General features: G+C 35.7%; 17 protein-coding genes. 5 read left to right on the top strand and 12 right to left on the bottom strand.

What is annotated here, in order from left to right; genetic code table 11:
- Nucleotides 1–47: 47 nt before the first annotated feature.
- Nucleotides 48–329: a pullulanase gene (locus tag GX497_16935; protein ID HHY74876.1), complete on the bottom strand. Its 282-nt coding sequence runs from the start codon at nt 327–329 to the stop codon at nt 48–50.
- A gap of 162 nt (nt 330–491) precedes the next feature.
- On the opposite strand from GX497_16935, the gene GX497_16930 reads away from it, so the two are divergent.
- The 3 genes from GX497_16930 to GX497_16920 are packed head-to-tail and all read left to right on the top strand — an operon-like array spanning nt 492 to nt 4,180.
- Nucleotides 492–1,976: a spore germination protein gene (locus GX497_16930; GenBank protein ID HHY74875.1), complete on the top strand. Its 1,485-nt coding sequence runs from the start codon at nt 492–494 to the stop codon at nt 1,974–1,976.
- A 33-nt stretch (nt 1,977–2,009) separates the two neighbouring features.
- A complete protein-coding gene (locus tag GX497_16925; GenBank protein HHY74874.1) occupies nt 2,010–3,098 on the top strand; it encodes a GerAB/ArcD/ProY family transporter in 1,089 nt (362 codons plus the stop codon).
- Nucleotides 3,095–4,180, top strand: a complete 1,086-nt coding sequence (locus GX497_16920) for a Ger(x)C family spore germination protein (GenBank protein ID HHY74873.1) — start codon at nt 3,095–3,097, stop codon at nt 4,178–4,180. The genes GX497_16925 and GX497_16920 overlap by 4 nt, the downstream gene beginning before the upstream one ends.
- A gap of 85 nt (nt 4,181–4,265) precedes the next feature.
- Here the strand turns inward: GX497_16920 and GX497_16915 are convergent, their stop codons facing one another.
- From GX497_16915 to GX497_16885, 7 genes are all read right to left on the bottom strand, one after another.
- The gene (locus tag GX497_16915) at nt 4,266–6,533 is read right to left on the bottom strand and encodes a hypothetical protein (GenBank protein ID HHY74872.1); all 2,268 of its coding nucleotides are present in this window, start codon (nt 6,531–6,533) and stop codon (nt 4,266–4,268) included.
- A gap of 123 nt (nt 6,534–6,656) precedes the next feature.
- Nucleotides 6,657–7,844, bottom strand: coding sequence for a glucose-1-phosphate adenylyltransferase (locus GX497_16910; protein HHY74871.1), 1,188 nt, complete (start codon nt 7,842–7,844; stop codon nt 6,657–6,659).
- A gap of 215 nt (nt 7,845–8,059) precedes the next feature.
- Nucleotides 8,060–9,580 (bottom strand): succinate CoA transferase, encoded by a 1,521-nt coding sequence (locus GX497_16905; protein HHY74870.1) that lies wholly within the window; start codon nt 9,578–9,580, stop codon nt 8,060–8,062.
- Nucleotides 9,581–9,788: 208 nt separating this feature from the next.
- The gene (locus GX497_16900) at nt 9,789–10,430 is read right to left on the bottom strand and encodes a LytTR family transcriptional regulator (protein HHY74869.1); all 642 of its coding nucleotides are present in this window, start codon (nt 10,428–10,430) and stop codon (nt 9,789–9,791) included.
- 147 nt (nt 10,431–10,577) lie between these two features.
- Nucleotides 10,578–11,276, bottom strand: coding sequence for a cytochrome b/b6 domain-containing protein (locus GX497_16895; GenBank protein HHY74868.1), 699 nt, complete (start codon nt 11,274–11,276; stop codon nt 10,578–10,580).
- Nucleotides 11,266–12,282 carry a 4Fe-4S dicluster domain-containing protein gene (locus GX497_16890; protein ID HHY74867.1) on the bottom strand — a complete coding sequence of 339 codons (1,017 nt, stop codon included), beginning with the start codon at nt 12,280–12,282 and terminating at the stop codon, nt 11,266–11,268. Before GX497_16890 ends, GX497_16895 begins: the two co-directional genes overlap by 11 nt.
- An 82-nt stretch (nt 12,283–12,364) precedes the next feature.
- The gene (locus GX497_16885; protein HHY74866.1) at nt 12,365–12,889 is read right to left on the bottom strand and encodes a hypothetical protein; all 525 of its coding nucleotides are present in this window, start codon (nt 12,887–12,889) and stop codon (nt 12,365–12,367) included.
- Nucleotides 12,890–13,082: 193 nt separating this feature from the next.
- Between GX497_16885 and GX497_16880 the strand changes: the two genes are divergently transcribed.
- On the top strand, nt 13,083–13,442 hold the full coding sequence (locus GX497_16880) for a hypothetical protein (protein HHY74865.1): 360 nt from the start codon (nt 13,083–13,085) through the stop codon (nt 13,440–13,442).
- Nucleotides 13,443–13,532: 90 nt separating this feature from the next.
- Here GX497_16880 and GX497_16875 read toward each other — a convergent pair whose 3' ends face one another.
- A complete protein-coding gene (locus tag GX497_16875) occupies nt 13,533–14,606 on the bottom strand; it encodes a branched-chain amino acid aminotransferase (protein HHY74864.1) in 1,074 nt (357 codons plus the stop codon).
- A gap of 424 nt (nt 14,607–15,030) precedes the next feature.
- Here GX497_16875 and GX497_16870 point away from each other — a divergent pair, with 424 nt between their 5' ends.
- Nucleotides 15,031–15,804, top strand: coding sequence for an alpha/beta fold hydrolase (locus GX497_16870; protein ID HHY74863.1), 774 nt, complete (start codon nt 15,031–15,033; stop codon nt 15,802–15,804).
- 114 nt (nt 15,805–15,918) lie between these two features.
- Here the strand turns inward: GX497_16870 and GX497_16865 are convergent, their stop codons facing one another.
- From GX497_16865 to GX497_16855, 3 genes are read right to left on the bottom strand one after another with little or no spacing between them, the layout of a single operon-like run.
- Nucleotides 15,919–16,872, bottom strand: coding sequence for a cation transporter (locus GX497_16865; protein ID HHY74862.1), 954 nt, complete (start codon nt 16,870–16,872; stop codon nt 15,919–15,921).
- Between the two features lie 46 nt (nt 16,873–16,918).
- The gene (locus GX497_16860) at nt 16,919–17,719 is read right to left on the bottom strand and encodes an HAD family phosphatase (protein HHY74861.1); all 801 of its coding nucleotides are present in this window, start codon (nt 17,717–17,719) and stop codon (nt 16,919–16,921) included.
- 37 nt (nt 17,720–17,756) lie between these two features.
- Nucleotides 17,757–18,980, bottom strand: a complete 1,224-nt coding sequence (locus GX497_16855) for an MFS transporter (GenBank protein ID HHY74860.1) — start codon at nt 18,978–18,980, stop codon at nt 17,757–17,759.
- Between the last annotated feature and the right edge of the window lie 202 nt (nt 18,981–19,182).

The following is a 19,182-nucleotide window of genomic DNA, read 5'->3' as shown; positions in this document are numbered from 1 at the left end:
GTGCGGCGGCTTGTTGAGGGCTATATTGCTTACACTTCTTTCAATAATTAAGCTAAATGCCCTTTACAATAATCAACGATAAACTCCTTCTCATCGTCCTCCAACTCTAAATCTATGTAATCATTCGTTCCTTTTTCAAACAATTGATATTGAGCAATTCGAACAGCATCATCCTCAACTGCAATAATTGCCTTTAAATAAATACCATTTTCGGAGTACAGTTCATCATCCTCTGGCACCACAATCTGTAAAATAAATTCAAACCGCTCTCCTAATAAGATACCAGTTGGATCTATAATTTCTTCAACAGTATGTCCCTTAATTTCCATGAAGCGTTCCGTCCTTTCAATCAGTAATATCTATCATTAGTAATGTAGCTTAATCATGCGGCAATTACAACAAATAATACAGAAAATAATCGCATATTTCTTCCAAATGAGGTGAAAGATAACATTGATAATGGACAGCTTTCTTTATAAAGGAGAACAATTATGTTTTTTAAAAAAATTAAAGAGAGTAAGAACATTCCGCCAAACATGATTTTCGAGCAATTCGAAAAATCAAACGATTTCATTACATTTGAAAATAAAATAGGCCAAACATCCTATTTTATTTCATATTTCAAATCTTTAATTGATCTCGAAGTATTACATCGCGATATTTTGCCTTATATAAATGAAGCTGCTTTAAAAAATTTGGAGACTTTAAGTCTTGCCATCCCATGTGAAAATAAAATTATATCGAATGATAACGGGGAAATATCATCAACTGTATTAGCTGGCTCGATTATGATTTATATAGAAAGAAATGAACCAAGACAATTCTTGCTTATTCAAGCTGCCAAAAACGAAGTTCGCCAAATATCAATTCCTGAAGTTGAATATAGTGTCGTCGGTCCGAAGGAAGCATTTGTTGAATCAATTGATACAAATATTAATCTAATCCGAAAACGGATTCCTAGTCCAAATTTACGAATTACAAACCTTCAAGTTGGGAATATTTCGAATACAACCGTATCGATTCTCCACATCGAAGGGATTGCGAACAGTGAAAATGTAAACACCGTCGTCCAACGGATTAGGGAAATAGAATTTGACCAAATCATCGATAGTTCTTATATTACGCAAATTATCGCAGATAATCACAATTCACCCTTCCCTGGCTTGCTCGATACAGAAAGACCTGACCGTGCTGCCGCTGTTTTAGCTGAAGGAAAAATTATCATTGTTGTCGATGGATCTCCACATGTGTTAATTGGTCCAACAACAGTGATTGAATTTTTCTCATCTTTTGAGGATTATTTTTTAAATCCGCATATCGCCTCTATCTTTCGGTTAATCCGCGTATTTTCAGTGGCATTTTCATTATTAATAACGCCAATTTATGTAGCGGTCCTTACCCACCATTTTGAATTAATACCAAAGGATCTGATGAGTACACTTGTTACATCAAGAGCACAAGTCCCCTTTCCACCTTTTCTAGAAGCATTAGTGCTTGAACTAGTCATTGAACTGTTAAGAGAGGCGGGGGCAAGACTACCGACAAAAATAGGACAAACGATTGGTATCGTAGGCGGTATCGTGATTGGAACAGCTTCTGTCGAGGCCGGTTTAACAAGTAATATATTATTAATCATTATTGCACTCGCTGCACTTGCATCTTTTACAACACCTGTTTATCAAATGGGAAACACCATTCGGCTCTTACGATTTCCTTTTTTACTATTCGCACATGTTTGGGGGCTAGTAGGTATTGTGTTATGTTTTTCTTTTTTTCTAACACATTTATTACGGTTAACGTCACTAGGAAGACCGTATTTGGAGCCACTTTATCCGCCAAGAGTCGCAGATTTAAAAGATTCATTTATTCGTATGCCTTTTGTCAATCAATCGAAAAGACCGATTGAAGTTCAGGCCGAAAAAGGAAGCCGGTTTAGTGAAGTAAAAGCTTTCAAAAATAAAGATATTGATGAGTAAACCCTCATTTGCATAGAAAAAGGATGGATGTGAATGCTAAAGCCAATTGATAAAAGGTTGCAAGTTTCTCCCTTTATGGTTTTATATTTAATAACCTCTGTTCAAGTTGGTGTTGGCGTCTTAGGCTTTCAACCATTGTTACTAGTGGCTAACCATGATGGCTGGATTGCGGTTTTATTAGCAGGGTTGATGGTTCATTTTATTATTTGGATCCTGTATAAGCTTATCCAAAATGGAAAGGGAGATTTAATTGATATACACCAACAGGCCTTTGGAAAATGGGTTGGCAATTCTTTTAGTCTGAGTGTTATGCTTTATTATATTTTCACCTGCATCACCGTTTTAAGAAGTTATATCGAGGTTGTCCAAGTATGGATTTTCCCTGACCTTCCGACATGGAGCTTTGCACTCGTATTTATGATGCTTATCTATTATGTAGTCACAGGTGGATTTCGTACGGTTGCAGGAATTTGTTTTTTTAGTGTCATTATGCCCGCCTACTTAGCTTTAACCTTTTTCTTTCCCTTAAAATTTGCAAAATGGGAAAATTTAATGCCACTTTTTGATATAAATATCAAACCATTATTCACAGCTTCTTTACACATGACATTAAGTTATTTAGGTTTTTCGGTTTTATTAGTTTTTCATCCGTTTATAAAAGATGGCGAGAAAACGCAGAAGTGGGCGCAGCTAGGAACACTAGTAACAACGGCTTTATATGTATTTATCGAAATTATAACCATCGTTTATTATAGCAGGGATCAGCTTAAAGTCGTAACCTGGCCAACATTAGGTTTATGGAAAATCGCCGAATTGCCTTTTGTGGAAAGGTTTGAATTCATCGGCATCGCCACATGGCTATTAGTAATCCTGCCAAATATCACTATGTTTCTATGGGCTGCAAGTCGAATCGGAAAAAGAGTGTTTGGCTATAAACAAAAATACTTTCTAGTCGCTATATTAATAATTGTATTTGTTGGTTGTATCTATTTTGAATCTAGAGAAACGATTGATAAGCTAAATAGCCATGTTTCAAATCTCGGGAAATACTACAATTTTGTTTATATTCCTTTCCTTTTTATCATTCATTCAATCATTATAAAAGTGAGGAAAAGTAAATGAAAAAAGAAGTCCTTTTTCTCATTTTATTAGCGTGTAGTTTTGCTCCTTCAATTGTAACGCCAAAACAAGTCATTGATGATATTTTTTTAGTCATGGCTGTCGGCTATGATTACGTAGATGAAAAACATTTTACAGGCACTGCCGTCGCTCCCTTCTTCAAAATCGATAAGACATTGGAAAACCTTGCTTTTTCAAATACGTCTTCATTAGTATATCAAAACCGTGATAAGCTCGAATCGCAATCGTCAAAACCATTAATTAACGGAAAGCTGCAAATTGTTCTTTATAATCGCGAACTTTCTGAAAAAACTGGTGTATTTAGATATATCGACAACCTTCAAAGGGATCCAAATGTTGGCTCAAGAATCCAACTAGCTGTTTTTGAAGGTTCTACGGAAAAATTCTTTCACAAACTTCAAACCGATGAACCAGTTGGAACATATGTGTCGAAATTACTTGAGGAAAACAGCCGATTTAGCAATCTGCCTCTTACCAATTTGCACACCTTTGAGTTCGCCTATTACGTGAAAGGGATGGATCCTATTTTGCCTTTATTAGAGGAAAAAAACGGAAAAGCAAAGATAAAAGGGGTTGCGCTATTTAAAAAGGATAAAATGGTAGATTATATTCCGCAACAAGATATGTTTTATTTAAGAAGCATGTACGAAAACTTTAAAAAAGGCGTATTTTTTATAAACCTTGACAACGGCGAAAGAGCTTTTTTAACAAATATTTCATCATCAAGAAAATTTACAATTCATCCTAACAAAGAAAAGAACTCGCCGCCAAATGTGACAATGACAATTAAAATGAAAGGAATTATACGGGAATACAGTGGTCCATATATTCCTAATCATTCCGTAAAAAATATTGAAGAACAAATAAAAGAAAATATCGAAGAAAAAACAAATAGAATGATAAAAACTTTTCAGGAGATGGAAATTGATCCAATAGGGATTGGTTATCAGGTACGGCACCATACAAGAAATTATGATGGGGAAAATTGGGAAGGAGCCTATCCATCTATAGATGTCAACGTAATCGTTGATGTGACCATTTTAGAGCGTGGTGTTATAAAATAAAAGGTATCAGGCACGACTCTTTAATCCGAAAAAAGTCTTTGGATTTTAAAGAGAGATGCTAGATACCTTTCGTTATTCCATCAGGTTACCTAAAATCAACATTCATCTCAGCTGCTATTTTCGCCAAGCGAACATTGGAAACAGCGAGTTCTGCTAATGTAACTTCTTTTTTCGGATCAAATTTTCCGTTTGCATCTTTTGTTAAAAGGCCAAGCCCATTGACTAAAGCGATGTGACCTTTATATTTTTCATTCATTTCTTTTGTATCAGCAAAGTTCATATTGTATATTTCTTCTTTATTCGCCACAATTTCTAAGCCAAGTGTACGAGCATACCAATAAGCGAGCTCCTCTTTTGTTAGTTTCTCTTCAGTATTAAATGTTTTTACCGAACTGTCGATGATTTTTTGCTGGGCAGCCCGTTCGATAATCATAAATAATGGATTGTTGCTATTGATATTTTCAAAGGTTGGTTGACTTGGTTTGTCCTCATTATAAAAGCCTGGGTAATCATAATAAGTAGCTAATGATTTATATAAAATTTCTAGCGCTTCCCCTCTAGTAACTGGGCGGTCCGCATTAAATGAAGCTACGTCTTCTGCCTTGATAATATTGGCTTTGTGTAAAAAGTTTAACTCATCACTAGCCCAAGGATGGGAAATGGATGTTTGATCTTTCGATTCTTTTTCACCAGCATGGGAAAATCTTTGCCAAGTCCCACTAAGCGCATCAAAATAGGAGTCTAGATTTTTTTGATTTATTGTATAAACTAAACGGTATTCATTTGCCATTGGAGCATCTGCCGCATAGATCAGTCTTACATTGATGTTTTCTTTTATTGCTTCCAACGCTTGATTACGGTCTGCGGCTTTTGTTACATCTGGCCAATTGTCCACCTTATTATAATTAACATTCAAAGAATAAAGCTCCCCATCTTCCGCGGAAACACTTACATTAATTCCATTTCCACTTACAATCATTCCATCTTTTACGCGCGGGAAGTTGAAATAATATTCATTCATGGCCTTTTGATAGCCGCTTCCTGCTCCCTCTAACGGGTAGGCATGCTGGCTTAAACTAGAGGGAGCATATTGTTGCAAATAATCCATCGCTTTTTTAAGAGCTTCCTCTTCCGTGAGCTTTGCCTTTATATTTTGATTTTCTTGTTCATCCATAAAATCAAAATCTCGTTCTTGGTTATAGTAATTAATAATTTCACCTGTTTCTTTATTAATGTCAATCGAAGAACCATGACCGCCCGATCCTGAATAATACATATAACGAATACTATAAATTTTTATCCCATCGCGCTCTATTTCTTCAATTCCCTCAATCGTTAGCTTGACATTGTCCTTTTTAGGCTTAAGTAGTTTCTCCGCTAAAGCCTTGGCAGCTTCCTTAGATATCGGCCTTCCTAACTTCCCACCATTTTCGCTCTGAAGAAGCTTGATCTCTTGCGCCTTTGGTAAACCCCGGTAAAATTTATCACCAATTTTAAACTCTTTCGTTTTCGCATGAATACCAACGATGGCCGGATTTGGCACATAGGTTAATTTGACGGAAGCGGTATTAGTCATATAGTTATAGTCAATTAAATAATGTAAGTCCAATTGCAAATTTTCATTGATTATTTTTAAAGCTTCCTCTTTTGAAATAAGCTGATCTTTGCTTTCGAAAACGGCCTTATTTTCACTCATATAACCATTATAAAACTGCGTTACTTCGCCATTACCGAGAACACTAATATTTACATTCTCGTTTTGAACAGGAACACCGTTTTTAAGTTTATCGTATGTAAACTGATAAAGGACTGGTTCTGTTAATGGACGATTCATATTTGAATAGAAGTTTAAGTCTTCCTCTGATAATCGGTATTGATCTTTTAGATTTAAATTTTCCAAAAACTTTACTGCTATTTTTTGTGCTTCTTCTTTCGTTACTTTTGCTGGAAATAAAGCATCTTTCTTATCTGCAGGGTCATAATAAAAAGAAACTAATGACAAATCTTTACTAGCAAATTCAAAATGACCATTCATTTGCTTCCCCATACCCATATCTTTATAAAAATGCAAGTAGTAAGTGTCCACGCCAAATCCCCGGCGAGCCGAATTAAAGCTTGTATGGAAGTCTTTGGAACTAACAGAATTAAATTGATTAGGAAACAGACTTTTTACCTTCGCAATTAATTTTTCCTTATCCATATCAAGAACATTGTTTTCTAAAGACTGTTCGGCCTCCACTTGCTCTGTTAAAACAAAACTTTTTGTTTCAGCCGCTGCGTAGCTCACCGGTAATATTCCCGATAAAGCGAGTGCAGACGATAATGTTAACATACTCATTTTCTTAATGCTCACTTGTAAACCATCTCCATTTCTATTATTTTTTTCCTCTAACTTATATAGACGAAATCTGGGGCCAAAAAGTTTCAAAAATAAAAAAAATAACAATCTGTATATTAAAATTAACAGATCGTTATTTTACAGAAATTTATATTGATTATTAAATATAATTCGCTTGTTTTGCAGTTTAGGATTGCAAATGGTTTCATCGACCAATTGGATACCCTCGTAATTAGAATCAAAACTGAATACGGAGCCATTTTGGATAATTAAATCACTGTCAATCACTGCATTTTTAATAAAAGCATTGTTGCCGACAATGGTGTTGGGAAGGATAACCGAATTTTGAATGACTGCGCCCCTTCCGATTTTTACCCCATAGGATAACACGCTATTTTCTACTTCACCTTCAATTTCGCACCCTTCAGCGATAATTGATTGTTTAGCACTACCAAAGGAATCTAGAAAAAGCGGTGGTACATTTTGTTCTACAGTGTAAATCTCCCAATCTCTATTATTAAATAATATACTGTTTTCCTTTGAAAGTAAATCCATATTTGCATCCCAATAGTTTTTTACAGTTCCAACGTCCTTCCAATAACCAAAAAATTCATAGGAAAATACGCGGACATGGTCTTGAATCATTTTTGGAATAATATCATTTCCAAAATCCTTTAAATTACAAGCTACATTGTGAATGCAATTAAAATATCGTTTTAAAAAGCTCCATTTAAAAATGTAGATTCCCATCGAAGCCAAGTTGGACTTAGGCATTGTCGGTTTTTCTTCAAAGTTGATAATCTGTTTATTTTCATCAGCAATTAGTATTCCGAAATCTTTAGCTTCCTCAAAAGGTACTCGAATAGATGAAATCGTTGCGTCCGCTTCTGTCATTATATGCTGCATAAGCATTTGATTATAATCCATTTTATAAATGTGGTCACCAGATAATACAAGAATATGGTCTGGATTATATTTATTAATAAAATCAATATTTTGTGAAATGGCATAGGCCGTCCCTTCATACCATTTCACGCGGTCATCGGTCCAATAGGGTGGAAGGATTTTAATTCCCCCATTTCTACGATGCAAATCCCAAGCTTCTCCGTTTCCGATATACTCTTGTAATTCATGGGGCTGGTATTGTGTTAGTACACCAATTGTGTCAATATTGGAATTTCGACAATTACTTAACACAAAATCAACTATACGGTATTTCCCACCAAATGGAACAGCTGGCTTGGCGATATTTTTCGTTAACGACTTTAAGCGCCTTCCTCTACCTCCAGCTAACAGCATAGCAATACAACGTTTAGACATGTGAATTCCCTCCTATAAAACAGATAGAAAATATCGCAGTAAAACAAAAACGCGGCCTGAAAACTATTACTGTTAGTAGTAACTTACTTAAAGTATACCATTCTCTACCATTATTATATCACTAAAATTCTGAAAATTAAATGAACAATACCATTTTTAGTAAAAAAAAAAACGCAGATTTAGCGTTATGCATAGAATCTGCGTTTTTTATGATTATTTCATTATTTTGTTGTTTCTGGCTGTGGTGTTGTTTCGCGCATTGTACCAGTTTTCTCGAAGTTTGTATGCCATGAGAAAGCTTTTTCCATAACATGCGGAGTTTGTCCACCTTTTGCAAGTGCTTCGTAATAGTAATCTCTTAATTGTGCACGGTATGATGGATGTGCACAGTTTTCGATGATTAATTCAGCACGCTCTCTAGGTGCTAATCCACGTAAGTCAGCATAGCCTTGTTCTGTAACAATAACATCAACATCATGCTCTGTATGGTCAATATGCGAAGCGAAAGGTACAATACTAGAAATGTCACCATTTTTCGCGATTGATTTTGTTACAAAGATTGCTAGGCGAGCATTACGAGCAAAGTCACCTGAACCACCAATACCGTTCATCATATGTGTTCCGCGAACATGTGTTGAGTTTACGTTTCCGTAAATATCAAGTTCAAGAGCTGTATTGATTGAGATTAAGCCCATGCGGCGAATTAATTCAGGATGGTTAGAGATTTCTACTGGTCGTAACATTAAGCGATCTTTATATTTTTCAAAGTTTCCATAAACATTTTTCATTTTCTCATCTGAAATTGTGATTGAACAACAAGATGCGAACTTAACTTTACCTGCATCAAGTAAATCAAACACAGCATCTTGTAATACTTCAGAGTAAACTGTTAAATCTTCAAACTCAGACTCAACTAAACCAGCAAGGACAGCGTTTGCAACAGAGCCAATCCCTGATTGTAATGGCGCAAGTTTATTTGTTAAATTACCTTTTTTAATTTCGTTTCGTAAAAACGTCATTAAATGGTTTGCCATAATTTGTGTCTCATCATCTGGTGGTACAATAGTTGATTCTGAATCCATTTTATTTGTGATAATAATTCCTTTAATTTTGTTAACATCAACTGGAATACCAATTGTTCCAATTCTGTCAGATGGCTTTGTCAAAGGAATTGGTGAACGCTCCCCTTGTTTGCCTGTGTCGTAAACATCATGGACGCCTTCAAAACTTTCAGGCATAGCTAAGTTAATTTCAAGAATAATATTATCTGCATCATATGCAAATATAGGTGAATTAGCTACTTGTGTTGTTGGAATTATCATTCCATCTTCAGTAATGGCAACCGCTTCCAAAACAGCGTAATCAATATTAATGACGCCAGCGCGAATTAATTCTGCCGTATGTGAAAGATGTGAGTCAACGAAATAAAATGCCCCTTCATTAATCTTCTTGCGCATAACTGGGTCAGCTTGGAATGGCGAACGCTTCATAAGAATCCCTGATTCCGCCAAGATTTGGTCAGTATCATACCCCATGGATGCTCCTGTGTAAACGTTTACCTTAAAGGTTTCCTTTTCAGAACGCTTTACTAATGCGCGTGGAAACTCTTTAACTTCCCCTGCTCTAGTGAATCCACTTAACCCCAATGTCATTCCATCCTCAATCCAGCTTGCAGCTTCATCAGCAGTTACAATACGATTAAGAAGCTCTTCAATGCGAATACGATTTTTTAAATTCTCCACTTCTACTCCCCCTGTAGATGATGATGTTATTTTATAAGTATTTTACAGGAATTTTGTCGCAATTATAAGAGTTTCGGATGGAATTGTGAAAAAATCGGATAAACCAGAAAAAACGACAATGAAACAGACTGATTCAACCAATCCATTAATTCGCAATTGGAAAATTAGTCCAAAATCATAGTGAATATAAGGGTGAAATAGTAGATTATTACAGTCCTAAAAGTTTCCTAAAATAACTTGAATACGATTGGCTTACCGGAATTTCAGTGCCATTATTCATTTCTAATAAAAATGTTGAATGTGTATCCGGTTGTATCATTTTAATCTGCGTTACATTGACAATAAATGATCGATGGCATCTAATGAATGTTTCTTTTGGTAAATAGTAGTCGAATTCATTTAATGAATCTTTATGTGTTCCAGTACAATTCTCGGTAATTACATATGTTTTTCTATTTTTTGCTTCCAAATAGACGACTTTATTAAACGGAACAGGAATCCAACCATCCTCCACTTTTACTGTGACAATTGATGTTGCACTTGTTAATGTTGGAAAAACAGCTGTAATGCAACCTTTTTTCCCTTCGGTTGTAAATGGTACGGCCGTTCCATGGTATGGTACTCCATATACGTCCCGACTAATATATTCAGAAACTTTTTGCCCAGTTTTAAGTGCTTTATATGTGATTGTACCTTCCTTAATAGGATCGCCCGGCTTAATTTTTAGATTAATCCGTTTGCTTGGTCGATAATATAAGTATTCCTTGTCATTTGAGACAGCAATTGACGTTTCATCCAAAAATAATTCGCCTATTACATCAATAAGAATCGATAATGAGAATTCACTCATTGTTAAACCTCTCTATTTAATAATTTTTGTGTCAATAAAAATTTCCCAATTACTTTTATTATAACTATTTAGGCGACAAACTTATATATGAAAAGACAATTAATTATGAAAAAAGAGTGACCAATTGCTTGATCACTCTTCATGATACTAGTTCACTTTCTCCTTTACACTTTGCTTAGCTTCTTCTTTAGGAAACAATTTATTATACCAAAGCGAATGGCGATGCTTTGCATATTCTTCCTTCACATAGCCGGTGAACATCCCCGGTAGCAATGGTCGATTTTCTTTAAAAATAAACGCTGCCAAATGGCCAACGATTCCAAATATTAAAAAGATCGTTGCGAAATTATGGATATGGGCTATCCAAAAAATAACATCGTACGGAATCGTTACTCCCGGAACATTTTTTATTATTTTTATTACACCTGTAATCACGAGGAGCATAATACTAATCCCAATAAATAAATAGGCTAAACGCTGTTCCGCTAAATATTTATCGCTCGCAGGCTCTTTTCCTTTTGTAATCATTGCTTTAATGATGAGAAATGATTGTTTAACGTCTCCTTTTTTCGGCCAAATATCAAATTCCTTTTTTACGACATGCAAGACGATATGATAAAAAATGATAAATAATAGGATAATGGCTCCAATGTAATGCATTACTAAAGTGCTAAAATAATTACCGAGCCATTCAGCGCCTGGAAGGCTTGTGACATAATACCTTTTATATAAAGGTAATTGTCCAAGGCCAGAAATGATAAGGGCAAAAATTGAGATTGCTGTTACCCAGTGAACAATGCGATTGGAAAGTGTTTGCCTTAAAACCTTTTTCTCTTTATTCATCATCTTTCACCTTTCCTTTCATCGTCCGATAGGCAACAGCTCCCGCTGCAACTGCACCTGCTAAAGGTGCAAGCATCGCACTTTTCATCATTCCACTAAAGGAATCAAGCTTGTTTTCAATTTCTACCTCCATTGTTGGTCGCCCAGGTTTTTCGTCACCTTTTGCAGCTTTATCTTTTTTAATGGCAGCATCGATTTTTTCGAATGGCACTTTTGATATATAGAAAGTGGCTGTTCCGCCATTTTCCTTATCACCGTAAACATAGCCATTTATTTCTTTTGCACGTTCATATGCTAAAGCCTTCATATCATCTTTCGTTCCAAATGAAATAGCATTTTTTGGACAGGCGGTTTTACAAGCTGGCTCCTTTCCTTCAGCAAGTAAATCAGCACAAAAATCACATTTGTACATGACACCACCACCAGCTAGTTCCGGTGCTATTTTTAAATAAAGACCTACACCCGCTTGGCGCTGTGGAATATCCCATGGGCATGCATCACGACACTTAGCACCACCCATACAGTAGCCATCATCAATTGAAACGGCGCCTTCTTCGCTTTTCTTAATCGCACCAAACGGACAGAGACTCATACAAGTTGGATTGTCACAATGCATACACCTTCTTGGTACGAATACTTCCTCAACTGCACCCTCATGTTCAACTTGAACATGATCGATAAATGTCCAATTGTAAGGTGTTAACCGATTCGTTACATCCTGTTTATCTGACCAATCTTCAAATTTTTTCTGTGGCCAGTACGGCTGAATATCCTCTTTCTTTGGCTGCGGAAAATGCGCTTCATTTTTCTGTTTACATGCTACCACGCATAAAGGTGTACCTTCATTTATACAGCCATCGCATTTTGTTAAATCAATGATTGTTCCTTTTTCGACTCCCTCATTCTTAACTGCGCTGACTTTGTTCACACCAGATAGCATAACGGTAGTGATGGCTCCAGCCGCAGCTGTTCTTTTTAAGAAAGTTCTTCTTGAAAAACCTTCCGACATGCGAATACCCCCTAAAGTATACTAACTATATATTATACTCTACGGGGTACTTTGTAAATGTTTAGTTTAGTTTTTAGGGAAACTAATTAGCCACTCCAGTAATTAAAATTTGCTTTGTTTTCGGTGATCCTAATAAATCATAATCGATTTCTACTGCAGAAATATTATTCATATAGTTCTCAGCTTTAATGATTACTTTTAGTACAACATTCACTTCTTTTTGTTCTACTTTATAATTTTCTACTTGTATATAATTTTCTAACAAGTTTAATTCCTTTGCCTCGTCTTCGGTAATCGGACCTTGTGTACTTGCTAAAGTTTTTCCACTTTTATCAATATAGGCAGTCACAGAAATACCCTCATCTTCATTCGTTAAAAAGGACCCATCTGTTTTAATAAAACGGATTTCTTTTATAGTAGGTTTTCCGTTCCCATGATATTCAAAATCATAGCTTACATACATTGGTTCATTTACCTTAACATTGTCTTTTTCAATTACAGCGTAGTTACCCAACCTAAATTCATCGACGTTTATTAAGTTAATGTAGTAGAGCCACCCTACTAATGCCACGAATAATAGAACAATTATTGCCACTATTTTTTTCATTCTACTTTTTCTCCCCCTGATTTTTTTGCAATTCTAATCATTATAAAACATTTTATATTAACTACAATGTATTTTCTATAAATGACTATTTTTGTTCACAATTGGACGGGAATGCAATAGCTTTCTTTACATTCGACATTTCTTTATAATGGAAACTACAACAAATAAGTTCAGTTAGGAAGGATTGATTTTCTTGGAAAAAATTATGTTTATTGAAACTGGCATGGGTATTGATGTCCATGGCCAAGATATTACCCGTGCCGCTGTGCGTGCTGTGAAAAATGCCATTCACTATAATTCAATGCCAGGAATTCGTTCCGTTCTCCCAAATAACAGCTTAGACTATATGCGCGTAAATGTGCGTCTTGCCGTTCCTTGTGATAAGGACAAGCTAGATCTTGAAGCCGTTAAACAAGCGCTACCATTCGGACAGGTTACCGTTGAAGTTGTTGACGGCGGCATGAGTACGACAAGCGGGATTATCTTGGAGGAAAAAGGCGACAAAAACGACCAAATGTATATCGTTATAGCTGTTGTAGAGGTTGGGTACTAAGTTTGGTTATTTAGACCGACTAACAGTGCAAATTGACCAAAAAACTCACCGCCCCAGTTGGATGTGGTGAGTTTTTTAATAGTCGAATCACTACTCTACTTTTACAGTCCAGCCAAATGGATCTGGCTCTGTACCATATTGAATACCTGTTAGTGTATCGTAAAGCCTCTTTGAAAGTTCTCCTGTCTTTCCATCGTTTAAAGTTATTTTTTTATTTTTCCATAAAAGCTCACCCACTGGCGAAATAACAGCAGCCGTTCCTGTCCCAAACGCTTCCTCTAGCTTGCCGTTTGCGTGTGCTTCATAAATTTCTTCAATCGCAATTCTGCGTTCTTCTACAGGTACATTCCAATATTTTAACAACTCGATGATTGAGTCTCTTGTAATGCCCGGTAGAATACTTCCGTTCAACTCTGGTGTAACGACCTTGCCATCAATTTTAAAGAACATATTCATGCTGCCAACCTCTTCAACATATTTATGTTCTTTCCCATCCAACCATAAAACTTGGGAGTAGCCTTTTTCTTCAGAAATCTCTTGTGCTTTTAGGCTGGCCGCATAATTTCCGCCCGTTTTCGCCGTACCCGTTCCACCTTTAACTGTGCGAACATACTCATCTTCAACTTGAATTTTCACAGGATTTAAGCCTTCTTTATAATAAGCACCAACTGGTGACATGATAATCATGAACATATATCGCGTTGATGGTGCAACCCCTAAATAAGGCTGTGTTGCAATCACAAATGGACGAATATAGAGTGTAGTGCCTTCAGCATTCGGAACCCACTCTTTATCAATGGAAATTAATTTTTTTAATGCTTCTAATGCAAATTCTTCGTCAATTTGTGGAATTACCATTCGGTCGTTCGATTGGTTTAAGCGCTGCATATTTTTCTCTGGTCTGAATAATTGAACATCACCGTCTTTTGTCCGATAAGCCTTTAGTCCTTCAAAGACCGTTTGGCCATAATGAAAAACAACGCAAGAAGGTTCCAGTGTAATTGGTTGATATGGTACGATTCTTGGATTATACCAGCCCTGCCCTTCCATATAATCCATAATAAACATATGATCTGTGAAAACTTTACCAAATTGTAATGTACTTGCATCTGGTTTTGTTTTCTTTGTTGAGCTTAAATCAACTTTTATTGTTTGATCAAGCATCTGTGTCATCTCCTTGTACGATAAAAAAATCAATTTTAAATAATCCAACTTCTATTTTAAATCTAAATTGTGAAGGATAACAGTCTTTTAGTAAAATTTTTTAATTTTTCGTAATTTCCTGCTGTTAAAAATTATACATTGCAACTTTAGCAAACTATATGGTATATTTAATTTTGCGATGAGCTGAATTGTGTAAGTCGATTGACATGCTAATAGCGATGCACGAATGTGGCGTGCAGTCAATCGCCACAATACGCGGGGTACCTTTATATAAGGTGCCCTTTTTATTTTAATAATTACTTTAGTTTGTTATTTACAAATAAAAATAATCATGCTACGATTTAATTCTTAGTATATTTATCGGAAAAGTATAAGTTAGAACCTTTTCGCTGTTATAAAGACTTAAGGAAATGGAGAGATTATTATGATAACTACTAAATATCAAATTATTCCAGGTGCAGAACCGTTTTATATAAAAGGAAATGAAATTGGAATCTTACTCATACACGGATTCGTAGGAACTCCACAAAGTGTTAAATTTTTAGGTGCGGAGTTTTCTAAAAGAGGTTTCACTGTGTTAGCTCCACGTTTAAAAGGGCATGGAACACATTACAAGGAACTAGAAGAAGCAACGTTTGAAGATTGGCTCACAGAACTTGAGCAAGCTTATGAGGAACTTAAAAAGGATTGTTCACATGTATTTATTGTTGGTCAATCAATGGGTGGAGCTTTGTCTCTTTTATTGGCTAAAAATGTGAAGACAAGTGGTGTCGTTACAATTAATGCGGCCTTTTCCGTTCCAGGATATGAGTTTTATAAAAATGAACAAGTATCAAAGTATGTTGAGGAAGGGCAACCTGATATAAAAGATAGCAGTGTTACCGAAATCACATATCCATTCGTTCCAGTTCATGCCATTAAGCAGCTATTAGCCATCATTGATCATAGCAAGGAAAATCTTTCACATATTACATGTCCCCTTCTATTGTTTAAATCCTTAGAAGACCATGTTGTGCCAGCAGCAAGTACTGATTATGTTTATAACAATGTTTCATCAACGCAAAAAGAAATGGTTGAATTAAAAAATTCATATCATGTTGCTTCAATGGATTTTGATAAATTTACGATAGTTGAACAAACTGAGAGATTTATTCGAAATATAGTGAAAAGAACTGTAAATGCGTATAAAGTATCTTAGAAAATATAATTATCAAAGATATTGTGTGGACATTTTGCTACCGAATGTAAATAACAGACCACCAGAACGAACGACTAATCCTAGCGGTCCATTCTTTTTGACTATAAAATGTTCTTAAACATCCGTTTCTGCATGTTGCAGATTCGATTTTTCTACTTGAATCGTAGTGTGTAAGATTTTAAACTTACTTTCTATGATTTGAATAGCTTGTTGTAAAATTTCCTGGCAATCTTTATCATCCTTAATTAACAAATGACAGCTTAATGAATCTAGTCCTGATGTAATTGTCCAAATATGAAGGTCGTGGACATTGATGACGCCGGGAATTTGCCTTAATGCTTCATCTACTTCTTTTTGGTCAACGGTGATTGGTGTTCCTTCCATTAATATATGAACCGTATGCTTAATAACACTCCATGCGCTCCGTAAAATTAACAACGCAACGACAACGCTAATAATGGGGTCCGCTGTATACCACCCAAAAAAGTACATAATTAGTCCTGCCAAAATCGCCCCTACTGAGCCTAATGCATCACCAAGAACATGCAAATAAGCACTTCTAAGATTGACATTTCCTTTAACATCACCTTGACGAAGCATTGCCCAGGCACTTAATAAGTTGGCACCCAAACCTATGACTGCAATCAGAATCATCGTCCCACTAGCAACAGTCGGCGGCTCTAAAAAGCGCCCATACGCCTCATAAATAATAAATCCAGCAATTAAGAATAACGTAATTCCATTAAATAATGCTGCCAAAATTTCAAAACGATAAAAGCCATACGTTTTATTTGGCGAAGCAGGCCTTGCTGCAAACCACATCGCAACTAAACTTAATGCTAGAGAACTAGCATCGCTTAACATGTGACCTGAGTCAGATAGCAAGGCTAAACTGTTCGTAAACAGCCCACCGAAGAATTCTAAAAGCATGATTCCTGCTGTAATCGTAAGGGCGATTGTAAGCCCTTTTTTATTTCCTTCTCTCGTATGGTCATGATGCCCATGATGATGGTGTCCATGACTATGATGGTGGTCATGGTGATGATCATGATGGTGATGGTGATGCATCAATTTTTCCCCCTCTTTATAAAAAACAACAATTGAAATTTTATATTTATTTTATACACAAATGTTCAAATTTCATTATTTGCTCGATTGCCTCGGCAACGGTATCAACGATGAAACTTGCTTCCTTTTTCACATCGGGATGGGCGCTTGACATCGCAAAGCTATGCTTTGTTAAATGAAACATCGGAATATCATTATATGAGTCACCAATACAAGCTATTTGGTTAGGTTTTAGACCAGTATGTTTTAACAAGATTTGAATCGCATTTCCTTTACTAATATTTTTCGGCATCACATCTAGTATATGTGTTTCCGAAAGAAACGTATCTAACTCTTCAGGATAGGTCTCTTTCAATTCTTTTTGTAATTGGTGAAGCGTCTTTTCAGTACCAATATTAATAATCTTCGATACGTGGATGGATTTTCCTATCTCTGATTTCAATTCTTTTTCCTCTTCAATCGGACTGAAAAGCCTTTTCTCAATTTTAAAAATTAGTTCGTCTTTTTTTTCAACGTATTCCTTATCAATTGTCGAGAGGATTGTAATAACTTCCTCATTTGAAATCCGCTCATATAATTTTTTAACAATTATTGGGTCAAATGAAGTTCGATGCAATTCCTGATTATCTCTTGAAAAGACGAAAGCACCATTTTGGCTAATGCGGTGGAATTTTGAACCTATTATGTCAGCTACAGCTTGAATATCAATATCTTTGCGGCCCGAAGCTAAACATACATCGATGCCATTTTGTAAAGCTATTTTGATAGCTTTACTATCATCATCTCGAACTTTATTATCATTACTAAGCAAAGTTCCATCTAAATCACTAAAAATCATTTTAATCATGAAACATTTCTCCTACTTCAATCATATTTTTCAATTCCTATTTTACATTAACTTCTAAAGCGAATGTCTTATTATGCGCTTCTTCGACTAACCTTTCAGAACAATTATACATTGGCTTAAACAATAGCAACATCATTAATACAACTATGCCTGCAAAAAAATAAAGGCCTGAATAGTTAAAACGAGTCACAATTAATCCTAACACGTAAGCACCTGTGGCGATACCAATGTCAAAAAAAGTTAAATACGTTGCCGTTGCATGCCCGCTTCTATTTTTTCCGGCAAATTGCACAGCTAATGTTTGTAAGCATGGACTTAAAGACCCATATCCAATTCCGATTAACGCGGCAGAAACTACTAGCAAGAAGGCCGATTTCGTCACCGTTAATAGGAAAAGCCCTACTGAAAACGAAATGATCAACGGATAAATCACAATCATCGGTCCCTTCGTATCAAATAAACGACCAACAAACGGGCGGGCAATGAGCATCGAAGCCGCAAAAATAAGGAAAAAGTAACGGGTCGCTTCTAATAAACCGAGAGATTTTGTGAAAATGGTTACATACGATAGGATACTAGAATAAGCAAAAGTGAGTAAGCAGGCAATAATAGCAATCGGAATTGACTTTTTTTCAAATAAATCATCTAAATTTAATTTTAATTTAAAATGGACCCGCTGTATTTTATGCTTTGGAACATGAATAAAGGCCGCAATAAAAACTGTTCCAACCATTAATATGCTTAGTAAAATAAATAATGTATGAAAGCTTGCAGCTTGCAAAAGTGATATCGCAATAAAGGGGCCAGCAACAATGGCAATATTCATTGACATTGTAAAATAACCTAAACCCTCGCCATGCCGTCTATCTGGAACGAGATCCGCCGCAATTGTGCTTGTTGCTGTCGTAATAAGGCTAAACCAAATGCCATGGAAAAAGCGTAAGGCCATTAAAACGTAATAATCCATAATCAAAAGATGCAAGGCTGTTCCAATCATAAAAAAGATTAAACTAACGATAAGCGTCTCCTTTCTTCCAAATAACTCTAAAATTTTCCCGGAAAAAGGTCTAACGATAATAGCTGATAGTAATAACAATGTTACAACCAATCCAGCTTGTGCTTCACTTCCGTTTAGTTCATCTAATACATAAATTGGTAAAGAGGTAATTAAGGCGTAATAGGCTAAAAAAAGAAAAAAGTTGCTTAAAAATAAGAAAATAAAGCTTTTAGTCCAAATACGATCGTTTGATTCGTTTTCCATTGCTTCTCCCTTTCTTCGATAATTATATTCTTATAATGTTAACTATAGATTCACACCTAACATTTGTAAACTTTTTTGTTTGAAAATTATAAATATTCAGCATAATAAAACCAAACACGGTACAACAATCAAATTTCCGCCAGTACGTGCACTCAACTAGACAAGAAAAAGAGATGTGGCGCATTGACCACATCTTAATACT

The sequence above is a fragment of the Bacillus sp. (in: firmicutes) genome (genome assembly GCA_012842745.1).
Lineage (GTDB): Bacteria > Bacillota > Bacilli > Bacillales > Bacillaceae_J > Schinkia.
This window is presented reverse-complemented; position numbering and strand designations above follow the sequence as displayed.

What these genes read in the sequence shown, in the direction of transcription:
- GX497_16935 (HHY74876.1), bottom strand. Translation starts at nt 329, where the DNA reads ATGGAAATTAAGGGACATACTGTTGAAGAAATTATAGATCCAACTGGT.
- GX497_16930 (HHY74875.1), top strand. Translation starts at nt 492, where the DNA reads ATGTTTTTTAAAAAAATTAAAGAGAGTAAGAACATTCCGCCAAACATG.
- GX497_16925 (HHY74874.1), top strand. Translation starts at nt 2,010, where the DNA reads ATGCTAAAGCCAATTGATAAAAGGTTGCAAGTTTCTCCCTTTATGGTT.
- GX497_16920 (HHY74873.1), top strand. Translation starts at nt 3,095, where the DNA reads ATGAAAAAAGAAGTCCTTTTTCTCATTTTATTAGCGTGTAGTTTTGCT.
- GX497_16900 (HHY74869.1), bottom strand. Translation starts at nt 10,430, where the DNA reads ATGAGTGAATTCTCATTATCGATTCTTATTGATGTAATAGGCGAATTA.
- GX497_16895 (HHY74868.1), bottom strand. Translation starts at nt 11,276, where the DNA reads ATGATGAATAAAGAGAAAAAGGTTTTAAGGCAAACACTTTCCAATCGC.
- GX497_16890 (HHY74867.1), bottom strand. Translation starts at nt 12,282, where the DNA reads ATGTCGGAAGGTTTTTCAAGAAGAACTTTCTTAAAAAGAACAGCTGCG.
- GX497_16885 (HHY74866.1), bottom strand. Translation starts at nt 12,889, where the DNA reads ATGAAAAAAATAGTGGCAATAATTGTTCTATTATTCGTGGCATTAGTA.
- GX497_16875 (HHY74864.1), bottom strand. Translation starts at nt 14,606, where the DNA reads ATGCTTGATCAAACAATAAAAGTTGATTTAAGCTCAACAAAGAAAACA.
- GX497_16870 (HHY74863.1), top strand. Translation starts at nt 15,031, where the DNA reads ATGATAACTACTAAATATCAAATTATTCCAGGTGCAGAACCGTTTTAT.
- GX497_16865 (HHY74862.1), bottom strand. Translation starts at nt 16,872, where the DNA reads ATGCATCACCATCACCATCATGATCATCACCATGACCACCATCATAGT.
- GX497_16860 (HHY74861.1), bottom strand. Translation starts at nt 17,719, where the DNA reads ATGATTAAAATGATTTTTAGTGATTTAGATGGAACTTTGCTTAGTAAT.
- GX497_16855 (HHY74860.1), bottom strand. Translation starts at nt 18,980, where the DNA reads ATGGAAAACGAATCAAACGATCGTATTTGGACTAAAAGCTTTATTTTC.